Origin of the sequence: uncultured Pontibacter sp., assembly GCF_947502515.1 — a bacterium.
Taxonomy (GTDB): Bacteria; Bacteroidota; Bacteroidia; order Cytophagales; family Hymenobacteraceae; genus Pontibacter.
Genome location: NZ_CANNAI010000005.1, coordinates 228,994 through 250,170 on the forward strand (window position 1 = coordinate 228,994; position 21,177 = coordinate 250,170).

A 21,177-nucleotide genomic window follows, 5' to 3' on the forward strand; every position below is an offset into this window, starting at 1 on the left:
AAAAGCCACCCCCATGAAGGGATGGCTTTTGCTCGGGGTTTATAATATTATTTTCTGATGATCACCTTGTGGGTACTGCTCTTGTCACCATTTAGTACTGTGAAATAATAAATGCCATTTGTCAGATCCTCCAGCGGTATAGTTGCTCCGCTACCGGCGTCTTCAGCTGCAATCTCGTGTTGAGCCACCTGCTGTCCCAGGGCGTTGGCAACGGTGATTAGCACAGGGCCAGCTGCTTTGTCGGACAGCTTCAGGCTGATTCTGTTCTGAGCCGGGTTCGGAAACAGTATTTCGCGGGTTTCTGCAGCCTGGGCCGTGAGCACACTGCTCTGCGACAGACTGCCTGCTTTCAGCACGAGCGTTTCGGTGGTCGCACTGACATCTCCTCCAAACCGGGAGCTAACGTAGGCCGTGCTGGTAACCACAGTTGGGTTCGATACGATGTCCACGTCATCCACATACCAGCCGGTAGCACCCGTGAGTACATCGGAGCCCATGCGGAAGCGAATCAGCACGTTTTGTCCTTTGTAGCTACTCAGGTCCACAACGGTTTGGATGTAGCCGTCGCTGTTGCCTGTAAAGGCCGGCCCCACAATAGTGGAGGCGTTGAGCAGCGGGATTTCGCTGTTGTATCCGTTCTGTATCATTTTGCTGCCCAGGTTGCTCCAGGTGAGGCCACGGTTGGTGCTGATCTCGACTACGCCGCCGTCAAACCCGTCTTCGGTGGCATAACTGTGCCAGAAGCGCAGCAATGCATTCTCGCCTACAGCAACCGGTTGCGCCGTGATCAGGTACTGATCGCTAAAGGCATCCGGGTCCACAGCAAACCAAGAGCTCGTGCCGCTGTGTGGGTTCTTCGTGCTCAGTTTCCAATCACTCAGGCCAATGCCGCGGGCTGTCTTCCACTTGCCGGTGCCGCTTTCCATGTCATCGTGGAAGAACACGGTCGTGCCGGTGCCTTTGTTCACGCGCACCTTGAAAGTACGCTCCAGTGTCTCACCCTGCGCCATCTTCACCGATTTGAAAGTAACCACACCTTTTGTCAGCTTAGGGGCATCTGTGCCTGACTCCTGTACAAATACAGTCCCATCTGGCAGCGGATTAGTGATCGATACATTATTCACAGCGCCTTCCGTTTCATTCGTCACGGTGATCCTGTAAGTCAGTTCTGCCCCGTCAGTTACCGGAGAAGGGGTAGCTTGCAGATTTATAGCGAATTGTGGTTCGCAGGACGGCGGCATGTCAAAGGCTTCGGTACCGTCGGTGAGGTCGTTGTTGCTGCCCTGTGTGGCACTGTAGCCGAGGCCGCGCTTGGCAAAAGCACGCCAGATGTGACACTGGTTGGCACCGCCATTGTTAATGCGGTCGGCAGCCAGGATGGCGTCACGGGCATCGATAAAGCCGGGGCTGCATGGCTGCAGTTTCAGGCCGTCCATGACCAGCTGCAGGGCAATGTTGTTGCCGCCTTTGCCATTGTGCAGGTCCGGGTCATAGCCATACTCCTCAATCAGGTTCCAGGTCATATCCCAGAGCATCGTCGCCCAGATGAAACCTACACCATGCGGCACAGAGATCTCCGGGTTGGCGATCATCTTGTAGGTATAAGGGTTGATGCCCATGTCGGTGCTATAAGGAGCAGGGCGGATACCGTTACCGTCCGTGCCCTCGGACATTACATAAGTACCGATGCCACGGCGCTGCGTACCCGTGTCACCATCGCGCATGGTCATGATCAGGCCAAAGAAGTCGCTCCAGCCTTCGCCGCCCTGCTCAGCACCTGACAGACACTGCGTGCTCGGGCCACCGGTGAGGCGGGTAGAGATACCATGACCATATTCGTGGGCGATGATACCGTTGTCCAGGTCACCGTCACGCATCGGAGGTACGCCGCCTTCCAGTCGCAGGGCGCCAACCAAATCTTGGGCCAGGACTGCTTTCAGTTTATCGCCGTCGGCTTTGCTGATCATGATAGCAGGTATCAGCACAAGCGCACCTGTTTCATCGCCACCCATCGACATGGCCGGACCGTCTATGTTGTTCACAACGATAACTCCCGTGGCACCTGAAGCCTGCGCATTGAGCGCCTTGGAGATAAAAGAGCAGTCGCCGCGGTCTACCAGGGCAATATTACCAGTGATTTCCGCCTGGTTGTTGAATGGCAAAGGAACAGAACCAGCCGGCAGCTCAGGAGCACCGTTACAGCCATTTGCCGGGTCAGCCATCACGATCTTGCCGGATACGCCCTTTTCATCAATTGCCGGACCAAAAGCCGCCTGCACCCCGGTATAAGAACCCGCAACCGAGGAAGGAGCTGTGATATGAAGCAGTTTGGCAGGTACGGAAGAGGTCCACAGGTACATCTGCATGCGGCCAGGTATACCGTCCTGCAGCGTCAGGAAGTTGGCATTGTTGGTACCGCCGCCATCCTGTGCCTCTGCCATAACAGCGTCCAGTCCCATACCTTCACCAGAGAAGTTTTTCTGCTGAAAGTTGCCACTGGCTTCATCAAAACCATAGAGGTAAAACAGGTCATGAATAATGTTGTTCCAGTAAAACAGGTTGGTAGTGGCTGCCTTTACATAAGTATCTGGTTCTTTGGATAGGTCAAGTGGAAAGTCGAAGTTGAGGCCGAAGCCGCCGTCGGGGCTGGTGCCGGCATTGGCGCCGAGGCGGTCTTCGTAGGCGTGCACGTTGTTGCCTTTGGTGATGGTGTAAGTTAACAGGCCGTCGTTGTGCCAGCCCAGCGGAGAGGCAAGCGGGTTTTCCTTGCCGGTCACCAGGGTTCTGTCGCCGTGGCTTGGTGTCTCGAAAGGCGCATCGTATACGCGGTAAGTACCGCTGGAGGCAACTGCAGCAGCAGCCACGCTACGCGGTGCAAAAGCCTGGGTATAGAAGTCCTGCTGTGCTTTCAGGCGCTCAGCTTTCGTCGCTACGCGACCCTGTCTGCTCTGCTTTACAATGGCCATTTTCTGGTGCGGGTCGTCTGTTACCACAGGCAGTCCCCAGTTATCGTGAATGACGAGGTCCTGCTGTTTCAGTACTTGGCCGGTGGCAGCGTCAATGCTCATGTTCCAGTAGTGCCGGGCATCTGTGTTGTAGATGTCCACTTCCCAGGCCAGGCGCACATCACCGTTCGGCATGGGCTGGTACACCAGTTTGGCAGGTATAGGCTCCAGCGAAATTCCTCCATCAGTCAGCACCACGGCCTTGGCGGCGGCAGGTAGCTTAGGAGAAGGGGCCTTGCGCTCTTTTAATTTGATCGTCTGCATAGGTGTGAGCTTGAGAGCCGCTGCTGCTGCGTTGGCGGCCCGTTCAGGAGAGAGGGCTGCCGCATTGCCCTTGATGGCACCGCGCAGATTAGGTATAAAGCGGTTGCCCATGTTGATCACATTGCCCTCACGGTCGATGTTGATGTTGATGTTCGCATCCACTACTTCAATGCCCTGGTGGCGCTGGCGGAGGTAAATGTGCGTGATACCGTTGTGCTTGGAAGTATACTGGTCAGTGACCACATAGTCGGAGAGGTCGGCGGCATTGAGCTTGTAGTCCGCCTTGGTCTGGTCGATGTGCCGCAGGGCGACGTCGAGGGGAGACTGGGCAAGTACATTGCCCGATGCCAATAACAGAATCAATCCCAGCAGATACAGGGGATTGCACGTTAATTTTAGTTTCATAGAGGAGAGATTAGAATTAGAAATGCTACATAAGGTATTCTTTACTAGGTGTTGTAGATTGGATTTTGGTGTCGTGCTTTGTATTATATAAGTATGGGTGATCTGTCGAAAGCAGGAGAATCTAAATAGGCATTTTCCTGTTTTTCGCTGACATTGATGCATTTACGATGCCGGATAATATCAGGATTTGTGCGTCATAACATCGTTGTATAGCTGATTGTATGCCTTTTTGCACCTTTTGGAGATTCTGTTTGGGGAGTTTGCCAGGCCGTATAAAACTGACAGTTCTGAGAGCGTTTTGAGTGTTACGAAGGGCGAAAGTGAAGGAATGAGAGGTAGGGAAGGGATAATTTTACAAAGTAATTACGGCTAAGTATTGTATTATTTTATAAAGTCTGATTGGGAATAAAAAATAAGGAATAGGATATAATCTATCTATAAACTGCTGCTCTGTGACTGAAATATTGGATTAAAATTCTTTTAATAAAATTTAAACATTTTTGCAGATCAGTTGTTGCGTCCGTCATTTGGCTTATAACTGCGCATTATATTTTCTAGAATCTCCGTCAGGTAGCTTCCGCTTTGCGGACCGTAAAAGTTCATGGAACGAGTCTCGTATTTCTTCAAATGGTAATGCCGGTCAGGTGTTATATAGCCGATGTACCCGCCATTGAATCCGGTCACGACAACAGGTCGACCATGCTGCTCCAGTTCAGGTGTAAGCTCGCCCGAATAGTCAGCCGGAACGCCAAGCAGCACTGCATCGCCAAGCAGCATACTATTAATATAGGTCGGGTATTGGCCGAACAGCCCATTAAACAAAAATGGAGCAAAACGGTAGTTGGCATTGAGACGCCACTGCGGCCGGGGCAGCAGGAGGGTATGTCTTCCGTAACCGAGCGGAGCAGTGGGTTTAAGCTTAACTGCCGGCAGCTTCTCTACTATGGCAGCTGCCAGCTGCTGTCCGACGGCAGCTGTGCTCTCGTAGGTGTCGCCGTGGGGTGCCACTACGGCCTGACTGCCAACCGCGCCAGCTGCAAAAGCAGCAAAGTCCACACTTTTTTCCAACTGGTCTACCAACTCCCCCGGATAGTCTCGCGAGAGCACCGGGTCCATAGAGGGCAGGATGGTGGGGTGCGCTGCGAAAGTGGCCAGCACGGCTGTTTTACCGTAAGCCTGCTCTATTTTGAAAAAACGAATGGTTGTATCTCTTCCAGTTAAAAAACCTGTCAGGCGGTTGCGTACCAGGTGGGGCGCATAAGCGATGCCGTATCCGAGTCGGGAGGCTTGCTTGTTCTGCCTGGCCAGCTGTATGCTCTGCACAATATGGGCAGTCGTCTGCTGCACCAGTTGCCTGCTATACCTGCCAGCCATGAGCCGGCCTACCAGCTTTTGTCCCCAGCCTCCGAAGCTGGTATGCGTATGGGTGGCGCTCAGATATACCTGTCCGGGACTGAGTTCCAGCGCGGCATATTCCTCCTCCAACGCAGCAGCCACCGTCATCGGTGCAATGAGCATATCCAGGGCCACAAAAATGACCTCTGCCTGGCCGTTGTCAAAAGCAAAGGTGCGAACCCACACCGAGTCGTGCACGGCGTTATAACGGAGCCCTTTGCGTTTGCCGTAGCCAGCCAGTGGACTTCCCACGGGAGGAGTGATATTTACTTTGGCCCAACCAACCTGTAGCGAATCACCCTCCCTGGCAACTGGAGGTTGTTCTTCGAGCGCCAATAAGGTATGGCGGTAGTAATCGGTCTGTGCGTAGGGGGTATGGTCAATGCGCTGCACCACACAGCTCTGCATCGTGCAAAGCAGCAGGCTGAGCAGCGCAAACAAGCTGATCGTATCGTGTTTCAGGAATCTCAAGCTTACGAAGGTATAAAAATATTAAGCAAACAGTGCGACAGCCTTTTAAGGGCGGAGGTTAATTTACAGGCCTAAGATGTTTCGCTTTCTGGCAATATCGTTTAAATTTGACGTTCCTTAAGCAAGAAGGTATACCCCGAAACAGGGGGGGATGTGCGGGCGAATCATGCAGGGCTTAGTTTATACCTCCCGCTGCGCTTTTCCCGCCTGATAGTTTAGATTACTCTTTACCAAAATACATGGAATTAAACGTTGACCATTTAATCAAGATTGCCACCGAGCTGTCCATCACCATTAAGCAGGTGGAAGCCACGGCAACCTTGCTCGATGAAGGTGCCACGGTGCCTTTCATCTCCCGTTACCGAAAAGAGGCCACTGGTTCGCTCGATGAAGTGCAGGTAGCTGCCGTGCGCGATCGCCTGGAACAACTGCGTGAACTTGACAAGCGCCGCGAGAGCATCCTCAAGTCCATCCGTGACCAGGAGAAGCTGACACCGGAGCTGGAGGCGCAGATCATGGCCGCCGAAACCATGGCCGTGCTCGAGGACATCTACCTGCCTTACAAGCCGAAGCGCCGCACCCGTGCCACCATCGCCCGCGAAAAAGGACTGGAGCCTTTGGCACAGCGTATTTTTGAACAGGAGAATATCGATGTGACTGCTGAGGCTGCCAATTTCATCTCCGAAGAAAAAGAGGTGAAGGATACCGAAGAGGCACTGGCTGGTGCTCGCGACATCATGGCCGAGTGGATGAACGAGAATGCCGAGGCACGCGCGACCATGCGTCAGCTTTTCGAGAAGAAGGGCACGTTCAAGAGCCGCGTGATGATGGGCAAGGAAGCGGAAGGTCAGAAGTTTAAAGACTACTTCGAGTGGGAAGAGCCGATTGAAAAGGCGCCTTCGCACCGCATACTGGCCATGCGCCGCGGCGAAACCGAAATGGTACTGCTGCTCAGTGCCCAGCCCGATGAAGAGGAAGCGCTCGAGAGACTCGAGCGTATGTTCGTGAAAGGTAACAATGCGGCCTCGGAGCAGGTGAAACTTGCCGCCAAGGATTGCTATAAGCGTATGCTCAAACTGAGCATGGAAACAGAAGTACGCCTGACCTCAAAGAAGCGTGCCGATGAAGAAGCGATCCGTGTGTTTGCTGACAACCTACGCCAGCTGTTGCTTTCATCGCCGCTCGGTCAGAAGACGGTGCTGGCGCTTGACCCGGGTTTCAGAACCGGTGTGAAGTCGGTGGTGCTAGACAAGCAGGGCAAGCTGCTGCACAACGAAACGATCTACCCGCACACGGGTCAGCATAAGGAAAGCGAAGCCGCCCAGGCAGTCAGGTATATGGTGACGCGGTTTGAGGTAGAGGCCATTGCCATTGGCAACGGTACAGCCAGCCGCGAAACAGAGGCCTTCGTGAAGAGCCTGAAACTGCCTGCTTCGGTGCAGGTGGTGATGGTGAATGAAAGCGGTGCCTCCATCTATTCTGCATCGGACGTAGCCCGTGAAGAGTTCCCGGATCAAGACGTGACGGTGCGTGGCGCTGTTTCCATTGGCCGCCGACTCATGGACCCGCTGGCTGAGCTGGTGAAGATTGATCCGAAGTCCATAGGAGTAGGCCAGTACCAGCACGACGTGGACCAGACTGCCCTGAAGCACTCGCTAGATGACGTAGTGATGAGCTGCGTGAACGCAGTGGGTGTGGAGGTAAACACGGCCAGCAAGCAACTGCTGACCTATGTGTCAGGTTTGGGCCCTTCACTTGCGCAGAACATCGTAGAATACAGAAATCAAAACGGACCGTTCCGCACGCGTACTGAACTGAAGAAAGTACCGCGTCTGGGTGATAAGGCCTTTGAGCAGGCGGCAGGTTTCTTAAGAATACGCGATGCGAAGAATCCACTGGACGCCTCGGCCGTGCACCCGGAAAGCTACCCGATTGTGGAGCAGATGGCTAAAGACCTGGGCGTAACCGTGCAGGATCTGATGCAGAAAGACGAACTGCGCAAGCAGATCAACCTGAAAAACTACGTGACCGATACAGTAGGTTTACCGACGCTGCAGGACATCCTGAGCGAACTGGCCAAGCCTGGTCGTGACCCGCGTCAGACCTTTGAGGCGTTTAGCTTCACAGAAGGCGTGAACGAGATGAAGGACCTGCGCGAAGGCATGAAGCTCCCTGGTCTTGTGACAAACATCACGGCTTTCGGCGCCTTTGTGGACATAGGAGTGCACCAGGATGGACTCGTACACGTGAGCCACCTGTCAGACCGCTTCGTGAGCAACCCGCATGATGTGGTGAAGGTAGGGCAGAAGGTAGACGTAACCGTGCTAGAGGTGGACGTGCCGCGCAAGCGCATTTCCCTGAGCATGAAAGGCGATCCGAATGCAGCCCGCCCAGCAGGCGGTGGCGGCAAAAAAGGTGGTGCTAAACGCGAAGAGGAGCCAGCCAATGATTTTGCGGCAAAACTGGCCATGCTGAAAGGCAAATTTAAATAAGTCATACCTAGTGAATGTATAGCAAAGCCCCGGTGAACAGCCGGGGCTTTGTTGTTTAAGGTCAGCTTAGCCAGATCTCCATTCTTATTAAAATAACTGTATAGCAACAATAATAGACCCTAAGCACGTATCCAATAAAATCTAAATAGAACAAAACAAATAAACTATGGATACATACAAACCTAATTACTCCAAAATGCTTCACACGGAGCATATTTTTCCACCTGCTTCCGGGTCGAGCCATATCAATGTGAGCCGGCCGGAGCGTGTGCTCTCGGCAGTGGGTGGAGCGGCACTGGCCCTTGTGGGGCTGCGACAGTCAGGAACTGCCGGTTTGCTGTCCACGCTGGCGGGAGGCCTGCTGCTTTTCAGAGGCTTTACCGGTTACTGCCCTATGAACCAAATGATAGGCCGTGATACTGCTGAAAACGAGGATATTTCAGTCGACATCATCAAAACCATCACAGTGCAGCGCCCGCGCTCAGAGGTCTTCCAGTTCTGGCGCATGCTCGAAAACCTGCCCAAGTTCATGGAGCATCTGGAAAGCGTACAGTCCAACGGTCCCCAGCGCTCGCATTGGATAGCCAAAATTCCGGGTGGTGTCGGTACCATTGAATGGGATGCGGATATCATCAATGAGAAAGAAAACGAACTGATTGCCTGGCGCTCCCTGCCAAACTCGGAACTTGACAATGCCGGTGAAGTGCGCTTTTCTGACTCCCCTGATGGGCAGGGGACTATTGTGCAGGCGGTGATTTCTTATAGCCCGCCGGCAGGGTCGGTGGGCGGACTGGCTGCGAAGATGCTCAACCCGATGCTTAAGAAAATGGTGGAGAATGATCTGCGCTACTTCAAGCGATTTATGGAGACAGGGCAGGACGTGCACAAGCCTAAACAGCCGCTTGGAGCCAACTAGGATATAGCAACACTGGGTAAATCATAAGTAAAACCAGGTATAGCCTCGCTGCTATACCTGGTTTTTGTGTATAGAAGCTTTAATTTTTCATCAACTTTACTAAATTAGTATTATAAAAGCTTCGTTTGAAACACTTTAGGCAACCGTGAGCGTTATCTGAAGCAGATAATATTTAGGACATCTTAGCATGAATAAGATATGGAGCATGGCCTTGCTGCTGATACTGGCAATGGTCATCTATTCCTGTAAGCAGGCGCAGGACATAAAAGCCTTTACAGAAGCAAAGTACAGCCTGCAAAGCGTACGGGACATAAAGCTCAACGGAATCGATGTAGAGCAGCGCATACAGGAGCGCCGTGGCTTTTCTCACGAAGAGCGCGACAGCCTGTTGGCTACCGTGACCAGTAACTCGCTAGAGTTTAGTTCAACGCTGGCCCTGCACGTCACCCTGCAGGAGCACAGCGAGGAAGCACGACACCTGACCATCACGCGCATGAAATGGCTGTTGGAAGTGGATGGAGAAGAGGCTTTGACAGGTGTTATCGAGGAAACTATGGAACTGCAGGAGGGCCTGAACCTGCTGCCGATCGCAACGCCCGTAGGGGTGGTTTCGGATGGAGATCTGCCCAACTATACAGGCCTGTCCAGGTTGATCACTCTGCTGGGACAGCGTACGGATATCCGGGAGCATGTGACGCTCAAGATCAAGCCGACGATCAAAACACCGGTAGGAAACATAGAATCTCCAGCGTATATCACCGTGACCAAACCGACCGGTATAGTGGCTTTTTTTAAATAAGCTGTAACAGTGATAGGTATAGCAGGTATGGCCTTTGGGCTATACCTGTTTTTTTATGGCCAATGGTTCAGCAGGTATAGGCTCAGCCCGCAGATGGGATATCAATTGGCCGATGAGCAATCCGGCTACACTGGCACCCAGTCCATAGAGCATCGGGTTGACAGTCGTTTGGAGGTATAGGCAGAGCAGCCAGCCGGCCATACCTGCCAGAATAGAGACGTTGGCAGCCAGCGCAGAGGTGCGTTTCCAATACAGGCCTGCTACCAACGGCACAAACAGCGACACCAGACTCAGGGCAGAGGACTCGCTCACCAGTTCATAGATATTGCTGCGCAGCAGCGCCATACCCAGCGAGACAGCCGCTACCACGAGCACGCTGATGCGCGACAGTAACAGCATTTGCTTGTCGCTTCGCTGGCCGAGAAGCGGACGCAGCATGTTCTCACTCAGCACAGCAGCCGGGGCTAGAATACCGCCACTGGCCGTGCTGATGATAGCCGAGATGAGCGCTCCGAAAAAGAGGACCTTGATCAGCATGGAGTCCAGACCCATGATCAGACCGGGAACAAGCAGTTGGGCGTCTTCCTGCAGCAGTTCAGGATGCAGCGTGCGGGCGTAGAGAGCCAGCAGCAGCGGCATGAAAGCCACCGTCAGGTATAGCAGGCCTGCGCCCAGCGAAGCAGCCACCGCCACTTTCTCTGACTTTGCCGACATCACCCGTTGGAACACATCCTGCTGCGGAATAGAGCCAAGCCCGATCGTGATCCAGAGGGCAATGTAGTTAAGCCAGGTAGTAGGGCTTCGGTCAGGGGGCGTCATCCGGAAGAAACCGTCGGGCAGGGTAGCCGTGATCTGCTCCAGCGGCATGTGCTGCAGCAAGGTATAGGTAATGAAGATAAGTCCCCCGATGATCATCACAGTCTGCACAAAGTCCGTGATCGAAACCGACCACATGCCGCCCATGTAGGTATAGCCGACCACGATCATACTGCCAATAATAATGCCTGCGGCTGTGGAAACCCCGAACACCTGGTTCATCACAATGCCCAAGGCGACCATCTGTGCCGCGATCCATCCGAAGTAGGAGATGACCATAAAGAAAGCGGCTATCTGCTCGGTGGTGCGGTTGAAGCGGATACGGTAGTAATCGCCAATGGTGAGCAGGTTGAGGCGGTAGAGTTTTTTGGCGAAGAAGAGGCCGACCAGCACAAGGCAAAGCGCAGCACCAAAGGGGTCTTCGATTACTCCCAGCAGTCCGTGCGAAGCAAACTCCGAGGAAGCGCCCAGTAGGGTTTCAGAGCCAAACCAGGTGGCAAACACCACGGCAGTAGAAATATAGAAAGGCAGGCTCCTGCCTGCCAGCAGGAAATCGCTGGTATTGTGTACCCGTCTTGATGCCCAGAAGCCCACCCCCATGTTGAAGAGCAGGTAAAGGATCACAAAAATTAGCAGCATGCCTCTAAATCAGTCGGGTAAAATTAGAAATAATTCGTGCAGCTGCCAAAATGCCCTTTTTGGAGGAACGTAACGCTCAAGTCTGGCAAAGTACTTGCATGGAAGGGTATACCAGCTTCCGCCCATTTTTCGTTTTGGATATGCTGTGTTCATCCATCTACAGAAAGGGAAATAATATGAATCGATTGAATAGAATAAGCCTGGCCTTGCTGCTGGCCCTGACTCCGTTGCTGGCGGCAGTGGCAGAGACAGCGCCCGGTCCGGAGCCTTATGCCACTACCAAAGCCGCGCCCCGTGACGTGATCGGTGAGATCATCGACGTGATCGGGCTCAAGCCACGCTTTGAGGTGCGTTCTGCCAATATCGAGAATGCCGCTGCTGTGATCTACAACGGGAAACGCTACATTCTTTATAATGAACATTTCCTGGCTGCCATCAACAATGCCGTGCATACCGACTGGGCGGGCGTGAGCATTCTGGCGCACGAGATCGGGCATCACCTCAACGGCCATACCTTGTCGCGGCAGGGCAGCAATCACGCTGATGAACTGGAGGCGGACGAGTTCTCTGGCTTTGTGCTTCGCAAGATGGGAGCTAGTTTGGAGGAGGCGCAGGCTGCCATGAAAGTGTTGTCTGATGAAAGAAGCTCTGCCACGCATCCGGGCCGCAGCTACCGGTTGGCGGCTATCAGCAAAGGCTGGGGCAATGCCGATGCGCAGCTGCTGGCGAGTGCAAACGGCCATCAGCGGGAGTCGCAGACCATGGCCGGCAACAGCCAGCCACCCCAGCAGGCAAGGGAGCAACTGCGACAACAGCCAGTCAGAACCAACACAGCTTCGCAGGGACTGGATAGCCGACTGGTATTACGCAAGGTAGTGTTCAACAATGCGCCTGACGAGCAGTTTTTCCTGACCACGAGGTTGCAACTGGTGCACATGACCGAGCGAGGTGCCCGCATCATTGGTAAGCTGGCCCGCACCAACAACCGCGATTACCCTTTCTACTTCGAGAGCGAATACCTGCAGGGCTTGTTCGTAACCGATAATGGGGTACTGGTAAACCAGCGGGGGCAAAGAGTCGGTCATTTCAGCTAAAAAATTAGTAATGGCCCCAAAATATTGAGCAGACGGATTCATAAGTTTTATGCAGCTGGAGCAGGATTATGTAACTTGCAACGTTAATTAAGCTACATAAAACTATGAAATTTACTAATTTTGCATGCAGGATGCTATTGCTCATCCTGCCCACTCTCTTGCTTGTTTCCTGTGGTGATGAGGTGGATTGTATCAGGGGAAGAGGGGATGTGGAGAGCCGGGAGTTTAACCTGGACGCTGTCAACGGGCTGCGAGTGAACGGCGATACCCGTGTATTTGTTAGACGGGGAGCTACGCAGCGCATCGAGGTCAGAGCGCAGCCTAACGTCCTGGACGCGATCAACACCAATGTAGCCAACGGGGTATGGGACCTCAGCTTTGATAGGTGCCTGCGCAGCCACAAGACCGTTGAAGTACACATGACTGTGCCGGAACTGAGCAGTGCCGAATTGATCGGGTCGGGGCGTATAGAGTTGCAGGATGAATTCGATACCAACAACTTCCGGGCGGTGCTGGATGGATCAGGCTATCTCTGGATCAATGTGTCAGCCACAAAAGTAAGCAGCAGACTCACTGGTTCGGGTAAGATTGATCTGGTAGGAACGGCTGAGGTAGAGGAGATTAATCTTTCTGGTTCGGGAAGCATAAAATCTTTTGGTCTGAGCAGCGAGAATGCCGGTGTGGTGTTGAGTGGCTCGGGCAGTGTGGAAGTGCATGCCGCCAATGAACTGGCCGTTACGATCAGTGGAAGCGGTAATGTGTACTACCAGGGAAATCCGACTATTAATTCAAATATTTCAGGCTCAGGTAAAGTGATAAAGCGCTGAGCATAACAAAGCAAATGATCAAAAAAACAAATCTCTTAAGTTTCGCTCTGCTGCTAGGTATAGCCTTTTTCGCATTCTCGTGCGGCACCAAGAGCGACGTGGATGCTTTCAAGGAAGCAAAGTATAGCTTGTCAGGTATAAATGAAGTGAAGCTCAATGGCGTGAATGTGCTGAACAAAAAGCGGCCGGAGGACTTTTCTCTCGGAGAAGCGGCGCTGCTTTTTACGGCCTTCTCTGACAATAACTTGTCCGCGTACTCCAGCCTGGGACTGAATGTAGAACTGGATGAAGCAAACCAGGAGCGCAGCATGACCGTGACCAAGCTGAAATGGCAGCTGCTGCTCGACGGCAAGCAAACGCTGAGCGGCATCGTAGACGAGCCGGTGGAGCTCCGTCACGGACTCAACACCATCAACGTGCGCACGCCTATCCGGATAGCTGAGGAAAACGGCAAGCCAGGGTATAACAATTTGCTGCGCCTGGTTACCATGCTCACCAAGACAGACGGCACCAGCCGACCAGATTTGGTACTCCAGATCAAGCCGACCATTCAGACATCGGTGGGACCAGTAGAAGTGCCTTCCTTTATCAATGTAAGAAACTAAAATACAATTAGTTGCGATAGTGAAACGGGCCGGTGTTTATACCGGCCCGTTTTGTTTCTAGGCCTTTGGGGATGCTCCTAGAGCCCTTTGTGTAAGGTTATGCAGTTTGTTTTAAAATTGTTGTAACATTTATAGTCAGTGAACGTATGTGGCACGCTCCTTGTTTAAATACCATCTGATAACCATTTGTAAGACCATTTAAAACAGGAACGAACATGGAATTCGACGTAATCGTAGCAAACGACTTGCAGGCACTTGTAACAAGAGTGCAGGACTATGTAAAAACAGGATGGGTGCTGAAAGGCGAGGTCTTTGAAAAAGACGGTAGCTACACGCAGGAGGTAGAGCGCCGTGTGGCCGACCAGCAGAAGAAAGCCACTGCACGCCAGAAAAGCTGGATCAACTGGCCTGCTATAAACGGCTAATATATTTTGAGGGCGGGTTAGCGTATTTATGCTAATTTCGCCTAAATTAAAACTTATGAAACGCCGCCTATCCCTCGCTTTTGTACTGATGTGTGCCCTGCAGCTGACTGCAGTCGCCCAGAAACAGGTGCTCGATCCACAAGTCCTGCTGCGTGACGTGCAGATACTGTCTGCCGACTCGATGGCAGGCCGACTGAGCGGCACCGAAGGCAGCCGGATGGCGCAGGAATATATAGAAAAGCGTTTCAACGAGATCGGACTACAACTCTATAACAATAGCTACCGCCATACCTTCCGCCTGGAGGGTAGGGGCATCGTAGTAGAAGAGGCCGTGAACCTGATCGGCTTTATACCTGGCAAAACGGACAAAGCCATTGTCCTGACCGCGCACTACGACCACGTGGGCGTTCGCAAGGACGAGATCTACAACGGAGCCGACGACAACGCATCCGGGGTAGGGGCTTTGCTGGCTGCCGCCGCTTATTTCAAGAAAAACAAACCTTACTATACCCTGATCTTTGCCGCGCTTGATGGCGAAGAGTTGGGTCTGCAGGGGGCAAATGCTTTTTTGGAGAATCCGCCGCTTGCACTCGACCTGATCCAGCTAAATGTAAACATGGACATGCTCAGCCTGAACCAGCAAGGTGAGCTGTATGCCAGTGGCGCCTATCACTATCCAGCGCTTCTGCCACTGCTGCAGCAGGTGAAGGCAAGACCGCAAGCCAAGTTGCTAACAGGCCATGACCGACCTGAACAAGGCCAGAACGACTGGACCAGGCAGTCTGATCATTATCAATTCCACAAGCGCCAGATTCCTTTCATTTACTTTGGCGTAGAAGACCATCCGCACTACCATAAGCCCACGGATGATTTCGAAAACATCAATTCCACTTTTTATCCGGATGCGGCTGCGCTCGTAATCGATTTTGTTCAGTTACTGAACAAGAAGCGTCCGGCTCTCCGCACAACTAATTAATTCCTTGGATCTTAAGGTTTGCTAAACTAATTGTATCCAATTGGGAAGCTATAGCACGTATTATAGGATAATGGCTATATTATAATGTATTCATAAAAATTAATGATCCTTTCTTTTGGCCCTGCGTAGATAGGGGGAGCAGGCCCACCACAGCCAATACCTGGGCTGCATGCCACACAACACTTAAAGAGAAACCTGTCTGAAGCATGAGCAGGAGCAGATACTTCCTTCTATTACTATGTTTGATCGCCCTTACAGTTTGCACTACCGCCCAAGCGCAGGATAGTGTCATACGCCGCATGGGGGTGAGTAAGATTCCGGAGCGCGGACTGGTCATTCAGGCTGGCGCAGGTGTAGCCGCTGTGAAAAGCGATATATGCGGAAGCTATGATTGTAATGACATTGGCCCTGCTTTCAGCATCGGTGCCCTTTTCAAGTATAACCCCTTCTGGTCCATCAGTGGTGAGGTGGAGTACATCAAACTAGGCGCCTCCGAAAAAACCTATCAGGACAATATCACTTTTGAGTCCAGAGTGATCGAAGTATCCGGGATGCTGGTATACAACCTGATGGACAGCTACGCCGGGTCTAACAACTACCGCTCTACCCGTAAGCGTTTTGCTGTGCCGTTTGTGAAAGGCGGGATTGGCTTTGTATATTATACCCCAAGTTCTTACCCGACCAACCGTGCCCCGAACTCCGACATTACTTACGACCGCTTAAGGTCATATCCAGCCATAGCCGGCGTAATTCCTTTCGGTGGGGGTATACGCTTCCGTTTCTCCGATCAGATCAGTATTGCGCCCGAGGTGATGTACCAGATTACCACGACGGACTATCTTGACAATGTTACTCGGATAGAGAACACGAAAGATCACTACGGCGTGGTATCAGTCAAGCTGCTCTATACCCCGATGCCTAAAAACGAGGTGTTTACAAGCAAACGTCAAGGTATAAATCCCTTCAAAAAGAAAAAATAAGCAGCGTTATACCTGCTGTTTCCGGTTCCCGAACCTACATACCCTGCCTTCCCGTAGACAAAAAAGCCAGATCAGCTGTCTGTATGCTGCTTCCGGCTTTATTTGCTATACCTAACATCTATGGAAACAGAACAGAAGAGAAACCTATGGTGGCTGGCAGCCGGAGCGGGAGCTTTGCTTGCAGCCCGAGCCATTAGCCGCAAACTGAATGCCTATAATTTCCGAAACAAAGTAGTGCTGATAACCGGCGGCGCCCGTGGGCTGGGCTTTGTGATGGCGCGGCAACTGGCCAAAGAAGGAGCGCGACTGGTGCTGTGCTCACGTGATGAAATGCAACTGGAGGACGCCCGCATGGAGCTGGCAGGCAACGGAGCCGATGTGATGGTGCTGCCCTGCGACGTGACCCAGCAAGCCCAGGTGGAGCAGATGGTCGAGCAGGTGCAGCGGGAGTTCGGCCCGATTGACGTGCTGATCAACAATGCCGGCATCATCACGGCGGGACCGCTGGAGGAGATGACTGTCGGAGACTTTGAGGAGGCCATGCAGACACACTTCTGGGGACCACTTTACACTACCCTGGCCGTGCTGCCTTCCATGAAGGAACGTGGTGCAGGTCGTATTCTCAACATTGCTTCGATCGGGGGTAAATTGGGAGTGCCGCACCTGGTGCCCTACAGTGCCAGCAAGTTTGCGCTGGTCGGCTTATCGGAAGGTCTGCGTGCCGAATTGAAGCAGTATAACATCACGGTCACTTGTGCTTCGCCGGGTCTGATGCAGACGGGAAGCCCACGCCATGCGAACGTAAAAGGGCAGCATGAAGAGGAATATACCCTGTTTAAAATAGCCGACTCCAGTCCGCTGACTTCCATCAGTGCGGAGCGATCAGCCAAGTCGATTCTGGATGCCTGCCGTCACGGTGATGCAGAAGTGGTGACGTCTATACCTGCCAAGATCGGTGCCTTTGTGCACGGGCTATCTCCGGAGACTACCACCGATATTTTTGCTGTGCTCAACCGTATGCTTCCTGGGCCTACCGGAGAACAACGAGCTAAGAAAGGCTATGAAAGTGAGACTCCGCTTTCCATGTCTGGCCTTACAGAACGGACCCAAAAAGCGGCATTCCGGAACAACGAATTGTAACGATACACATTAACCTATACCTGATGGCAAGCTATACCCTGGCATTGCCTATATTCGCCCTTATGGAAATTAAAAAAAGAGAGACAGCCTATGATGGCTATTTCAAGATCTATAAACTGACAGTAACTCAAAACGGCCATACCTTCACCCGGGAACAATTTGACCGCGGCACAGCGGTGGCTGCCATGGTCTACGACACGGAAAAGCAGCGCTACATCCTGACCAGGCAATTTCGGGTTGGATCAGAGTCGGACCTGGTGGAAGTAGTGGCAGGTATGATAGACGAAGGCGAAAGCCCTGAAACCAGCATTGCCCGCGAAATAGAAGAAGAAATTGGCTATAGCGTGGACAACCTGACGCACCTGCATACCTTCTACTCTTCGCCGGGAGGCACTACTGAAAAAGTGCTGTTATACTATGTCGAAGTATCGCACCAACATGCTGACGGCGGTGGCAAGGAGGATGAGCACGAGGATATTGAACTGGTGAGCTATACCCGGGAAGAACTTCTGAAAGAAAGCTTTGCTGATGCCAAGACCATCATCGCCCAACAATGGGTGCAGCTAAACAGCTAGTAGAGTTCTAAATAGCAGATATAAAAAAGCCTCAGCGACCTACAAGGTGGCTGAGGCTTTTCTTTTATGCTTGACTATCTTCTGGCCTCAGGCTTGAGTTTGTCAGCAAACACTTTTCTAACCTTGTCTACTTTCGGCCTGATCACAAAACTACAGTAAGGCTCATGCCCGTGGGTATTGAAGTAGTTCTGATGATAGTCTTCGGCCGGATAAAATTCCTGCAGAGGCTCAATCGTGGTCACAATCGGATCATCGAAAGCACCCGCTGCGTCCAACTCCTGCTTATACCTTTCGGCCTTCTCGCGCTGCTCATCGTTGTGGTAGAGCACAATAGAGCGGTACTGTGTACCGATATCATTGCCTTGTCTGTTCAGGGTAGTGGGGTCATGGGTTTTCCAGAACACCTCCAGCAGTTCGTCATAACTTATGATAGCAGGGTCGTAGGTGATCTGCAGTACTTCCGCATGTCCGGTTGTGCCTGAGGTTACCTGCTTGTAGGTTGGGTTTTCCATATGTCCGCCTGCATAGCCGGACTCCACTTTCTGCACGCCTGCCAGGTCCTGAAACACTGCTTCAGTACACCAGAAGCATCCTCCTCCAAATGTCGCTTTTCCCATAATTCTTGCTTTTAAATTAGGTACAGGCAATCTCGCCCAAGGCTATTGGCTATACCTGTGCAAAGGTATAAGGCCTAAACCACAAAGCCTCTAAATAGTTTTACCAGGCCTTTAGTTGCGCATATTGCGCATGGTGCTCTGGGCATCGGCGGCACCCTCCAGAGTCAGGTACTCTGCCTGCAGTGCTCTGATTTTGAGCTTGTCGCTGTTCGAAATCTGGTTTTCTACTTGGCGTCGACGCTGGTTCAGCTGTCCGTACACATTGTCCACGTAGTCCCAGTCGTGCTGCGTCCAGTTGCGGCGCTTGGCCCGTACCACGCCCATAAAGGTAAGATAAGCCTCCCGCATGTCCTGGGGCGCTATGTTTTCAATGTTGTTAAACTCGCGGAGCAGCTGCTCTTCCCACTGGCTCAGTTCAGAGCGATCCAACGGAGTGTTCAGTCGTCGCTCCTGTCTGTTTTCCCAGCGTTCGTAGCGCTCTTTCAGTCGTGCGTACTCCGCCTTGGAGTCAGCTGAAAGACTGTCCAGGTTCTGCTCGATTTCAGCGGATCGTTTCCTGAAGTCCTCCTTGATCCCGGGCATCTCGCGCTGTATGGCCGTGTCGCCACGCTCCACTTTCTCGTTCATCCAGCCGCGGAGTGACTCCAGTCGATCGCCCACGGTGCGGCCGGTTCGCTCTACACGAGCAGTGTCAGCGGGTACATCTACCGTTATTTCTTCTGTGTCCTGAGCGGTGCGGTTTCCTTCGCAGCTCCAGAGTAGCGAGATAGCCAGCAGGCCTATAAGGTAAGTTGTTTTATTGTTAAGCATTTCTTTTTCACAGTTTTAGGGTTGGTGTTGACAGGCAATGCCTATACTTGGCATAATACGCAAAGCACTCATACAAGATACTATGGACTTACGGCGAGTAGTGGTTTGTCTTTGCTAATGCCGTGTCCATAGCGGTAGTGCCTGTTGACGGTAACGGGCAGCTTGCCACGTGCAGGTATCTTGCCGAACAGCAGTTTGGCTGCTGCCACCTGCGCGTGCATGTGGGCCTGGTAAGCCAGTATGAGTACCCGGCTCTTGTGTATGTCCGGGAACTGGTTCAGGGTATAGGGGTTGTCGAAGAGCGTCATAATAGCCCGGTCGGAGCGAGCGAGGTCCGTTACATAGGCGGTTGCTTCCTTCGAGTAACCCAAGCGGTTGCTAGGCGTCACGCTCGGGCCATAGAGCCCCACCAGCACCAGGTCGTATCCTTTAAGCTTTTGCTTTATTTGTTTTACCTCTTTAGCATTGGCTTTTCGGGATATCACAAAGTCTGCGTCAATGCGGGCATGCCTGTTTATCTCCCGCTGGAAAATACTGGGGCGTACCACACCGAAGGAGAGTGTGGCGATGCGCTGCCGTTTTTTCTGGCGGATGGGCAGGAAGTTCTTGCGGTTGTTGAGCAGGGTCATGGCCGCTTCGGCCAGCGCATGGTTGGTACTATCGGCTATACCTGGGTTCAGGTCCTCATACAGGTTTTCCAGTTCAACAGGTTTATACCTGTCCAAACCTACCCAGGCTTTGGCCGCCAGCATTTTTTTGCAGCGGCGGTCAATCTCTTCCTGCGACAGGTCACCTCGGGCAATGGCCTGCTTGATAGCCTGGATGGCTTTGGGCACACTGTTAAGGCGCTCCAGTACATCGTTACCCGCCATCAAGGCGCGTGCCTCGGCCTCCCCCGGAGGGAAGTATTTGGTAACGCCCTTCATCACCATGGCATCTGTAAAGACCAAACCTTTAAATTCCAGCTGGTTCTTGAGCAAACTGGTCACGATGGGCTTGGATAGGGTAGAGGGCAGGTTATGGGTCGTGTCGAGCTGCTGCATGTGCATGTGTGCGACCATAATACCGCCAATACCATGCTTGATCAGCTCCCGGAAAGGGTATAGCTCCAGTGAGTCGAGCCGGGCACGGTCATGCGGAATCACAGGCAGGTCGTAGTGGGAGTCCACATCCGTGTCGCCGTGGCCAGGAAAGTGCTTGGCCACCGCAATGATGCCATTTTCCTGCATGCCGCGCATGTAGGCCAGACTTTTGGCTGTGACGTCCAGTTTGTTCTCGCCAAAAGCCCGATAGCTGATAATGGGGTTCTGGGAGTTATTGTTGATATCGGCCACCGGTGCAAAGTTGACGTGCATACCCAGCCGCTTAAACTCTTCGGCCACTTCGGCCCCCATCCGGTAGATCAGGCCGTTGTCTTCTATAGCGCCCATCATCATCTGGAAAGGATACTGTACCGTACTGTCTAGGCGCATGCCCACACCCGTTTCGGCATCCATTGAGATAAGAAGCGGCACTTTGGAAGCAGCCTGCAAACGGTTGTTCAGGACAGCCTGCCGCACGGGGCCGCCCTGAAAATAGATGATACCGCCGATCCTGTACCTTTTGACCAGGTTCATGACGTCGGCCTCGTACTTTGGACCTTGGTTTGAGAAAGCCTCAATAATAATAAGCTGTGCGATACGCTCTTCCGGGCTCAGGGTCCTGAATACAGAATCCACCCAAGGTGATGGGTTTTCAATCGCCTCCACCAAGGTGCGGGGGCGTGTATAAGGGACCTCTTCCGGGGAAAATTCGTGCTTTTGCTCTTCCTCACGCGCATAAGCTGCCCCGCTTGTGTCTGAACTCTCGCAGGAACTCAGCAACAACAGCATGCAACACATCAGGCAAAGGCCTAGTGCTGACAAGCGTCTGGCTAAAGGGTGAAGT

The 21,177-nt window shown here is 52.7% G+C and carries 17 protein-coding genes; 11 read left to right on the forward strand and 6 right to left on the reverse strand.

The features are described from left to right. Window positions 1–47: 47 nt before the first annotated feature. Entirely contained in the window at window positions 48–3,674 is a 3,627-nt protein-coding gene (locus Q1A54_RS14365) for a T9SS-dependent M36 family metallopeptidase (RefSeq protein WP_299989524.1), read from the reverse strand. Window positions 3,675–4,181: 507 nt separating this feature from the next. After that, window positions 4,182–5,540: a neutral/alkaline non-lysosomal ceramidase N-terminal domain-containing protein gene (locus Q1A54_RS14370; protein ID WP_299989527.1), complete on the reverse strand. Its 1,359-nt coding sequence runs from the start codon at window positions 5,538–5,540 to the stop codon at window positions 4,182–4,184. A gap of 239 nt (window positions 5,541–5,779) precedes the next feature. On the opposite strand from Q1A54_RS14370, the gene Q1A54_RS14375 reads away from it, so the two are divergent. From Q1A54_RS14375 to Q1A54_RS14385, 3 genes are all read left to right on the forward strand, one after another. Beyond that, window positions 5,780–8,032, forward strand: a complete 2,253-nt coding sequence (locus Q1A54_RS14375) for a Tex family protein (RefSeq protein ID WP_196115787.1) — start codon at window positions 5,780–5,782, stop codon at window positions 8,030–8,032. A gap of 166 nt (window positions 8,033–8,198) precedes the next feature. Continuing rightward, the gene (locus tag Q1A54_RS14380) at window positions 8,199–8,948 is read left to right on the forward strand and encodes a YgaP-like transmembrane domain (protein ID WP_299989531.1); all 750 of its coding nucleotides are present in this window, start codon (window positions 8,199–8,201) and stop codon (window positions 8,946–8,948) included. A 187-nt stretch (window positions 8,949–9,135) separates the two neighbouring features. Then, window positions 9,136–9,747, forward strand: coding sequence for a hypothetical protein (locus tag Q1A54_RS14385; RefSeq protein WP_299989534.1), 612 nt, complete (start codon window positions 9,136–9,138; stop codon window positions 9,745–9,747). A gap of 39 nt (window positions 9,748–9,786) precedes the next feature. Here Q1A54_RS14385 and Q1A54_RS14390 read toward each other — a convergent pair whose 3' ends face one another. Continuing rightward, window positions 9,787–11,202 carry a sodium:solute symporter family protein gene (locus tag Q1A54_RS14390; RefSeq protein ID WP_299989536.1) on the reverse strand — a complete coding sequence of 472 codons (1,416 nt, stop codon included), beginning with the start codon at window positions 11,200–11,202 and terminating at the stop codon, window positions 9,787–9,789. A gap of 176 nt (window positions 11,203–11,378) precedes the next feature. Here Q1A54_RS14390 and Q1A54_RS14395 point away from each other — a divergent pair, with 176 nt between their 5' ends. From Q1A54_RS14395 to Q1A54_RS14430, 8 genes are all read left to right on the forward strand, one after another. Then, entirely contained in the window at window positions 11,379–12,296 is a 918-nt protein-coding gene (locus Q1A54_RS14395; RefSeq protein WP_299989539.1) for a membrane-binding protein, read from the forward strand. Window positions 12,297–12,400: 104 nt separating this feature from the next. Then, window positions 12,401–13,123: a head GIN domain-containing protein gene (locus Q1A54_RS14400; protein ID WP_299989542.1), complete on the forward strand. Its 723-nt coding sequence runs from the start codon at window positions 12,401–12,403 to the stop codon at window positions 13,121–13,123. A gap of 14 nt (window positions 13,124–13,137) precedes the next feature. Continuing rightward, window positions 13,138–13,728, forward strand: a complete 591-nt coding sequence (locus tag Q1A54_RS14405; protein ID WP_299989545.1) for a hypothetical protein — start codon at window positions 13,138–13,140, stop codon at window positions 13,726–13,728. A 215-nt stretch (window positions 13,729–13,943) separates the two neighbouring features. Beyond that, window positions 13,944–14,153, forward strand: coding sequence for a hypothetical protein (locus Q1A54_RS14410; protein WP_299989547.1), 210 nt, complete (start codon window positions 13,944–13,946; stop codon window positions 14,151–14,153). Between the two features lie 55 nt (window positions 14,154–14,208). Then, complete coding sequence (locus tag Q1A54_RS14415; RefSeq protein ID WP_299989550.1) at window positions 14,209–15,129, forward strand: M28 family peptidase; 921 nt, start codon at window positions 14,209–14,211, stop codon at window positions 15,127–15,129. Between the two features lie 206 nt (window positions 15,130–15,335). Continuing rightward, window positions 15,336–16,109: an outer membrane beta-barrel protein gene (locus tag Q1A54_RS14420; protein WP_299989553.1), complete on the forward strand. Its 774-nt coding sequence runs from the start codon at window positions 15,336–15,338 to the stop codon at window positions 16,107–16,109. 120 nt (window positions 16,110–16,229) lie between these two features. Further along, window positions 16,230–17,249, forward strand: coding sequence for an SDR family oxidoreductase (locus Q1A54_RS14425; protein WP_299989556.1), 1,020 nt, complete (start codon window positions 16,230–16,232; stop codon window positions 17,247–17,249). 62 nt (window positions 17,250–17,311) lie between these two features. Continuing rightward, window positions 17,312–17,824, forward strand: coding sequence for an NUDIX hydrolase (locus tag Q1A54_RS14430; RefSeq protein WP_299989558.1), 513 nt, complete (start codon window positions 17,312–17,314; stop codon window positions 17,822–17,824). A 74-nt stretch (window positions 17,825–17,898) separates the two neighbouring features. On the opposite strand, the gene msrA is transcribed toward Q1A54_RS14430, so the two are convergent. The 3 genes from msrA to Q1A54_RS14445 form a co-directional block, all read right to left on the reverse strand. Next, window positions 17,899–18,441 carry a peptide-methionine (S)-S-oxide reductase MsrA gene (gene msrA / locus Q1A54_RS14435; RefSeq protein WP_299989562.1) on the reverse strand — a complete coding sequence of 181 codons (543 nt, stop codon included), beginning with the start codon at window positions 18,439–18,441 and terminating at the stop codon, window positions 17,899–17,901. A gap of 111 nt (window positions 18,442–18,552) precedes the next feature. Then, entirely contained in the window at window positions 18,553–19,251 is a 699-nt protein-coding gene (locus Q1A54_RS14440; protein WP_299989565.1) for a hypothetical protein, read from the reverse strand. A gap of 80 nt (window positions 19,252–19,331) precedes the next feature. Continuing rightward, window positions 19,332–21,155 (reverse strand): glycoside hydrolase family 3 N-terminal domain-containing protein, encoded by a 1,824-nt coding sequence (locus tag Q1A54_RS14445; RefSeq protein WP_299989568.1) that lies wholly within the window; start codon window positions 21,153–21,155, stop codon window positions 19,332–19,334. Window positions 21,156–21,177 lie beyond the last annotated feature (22 nt).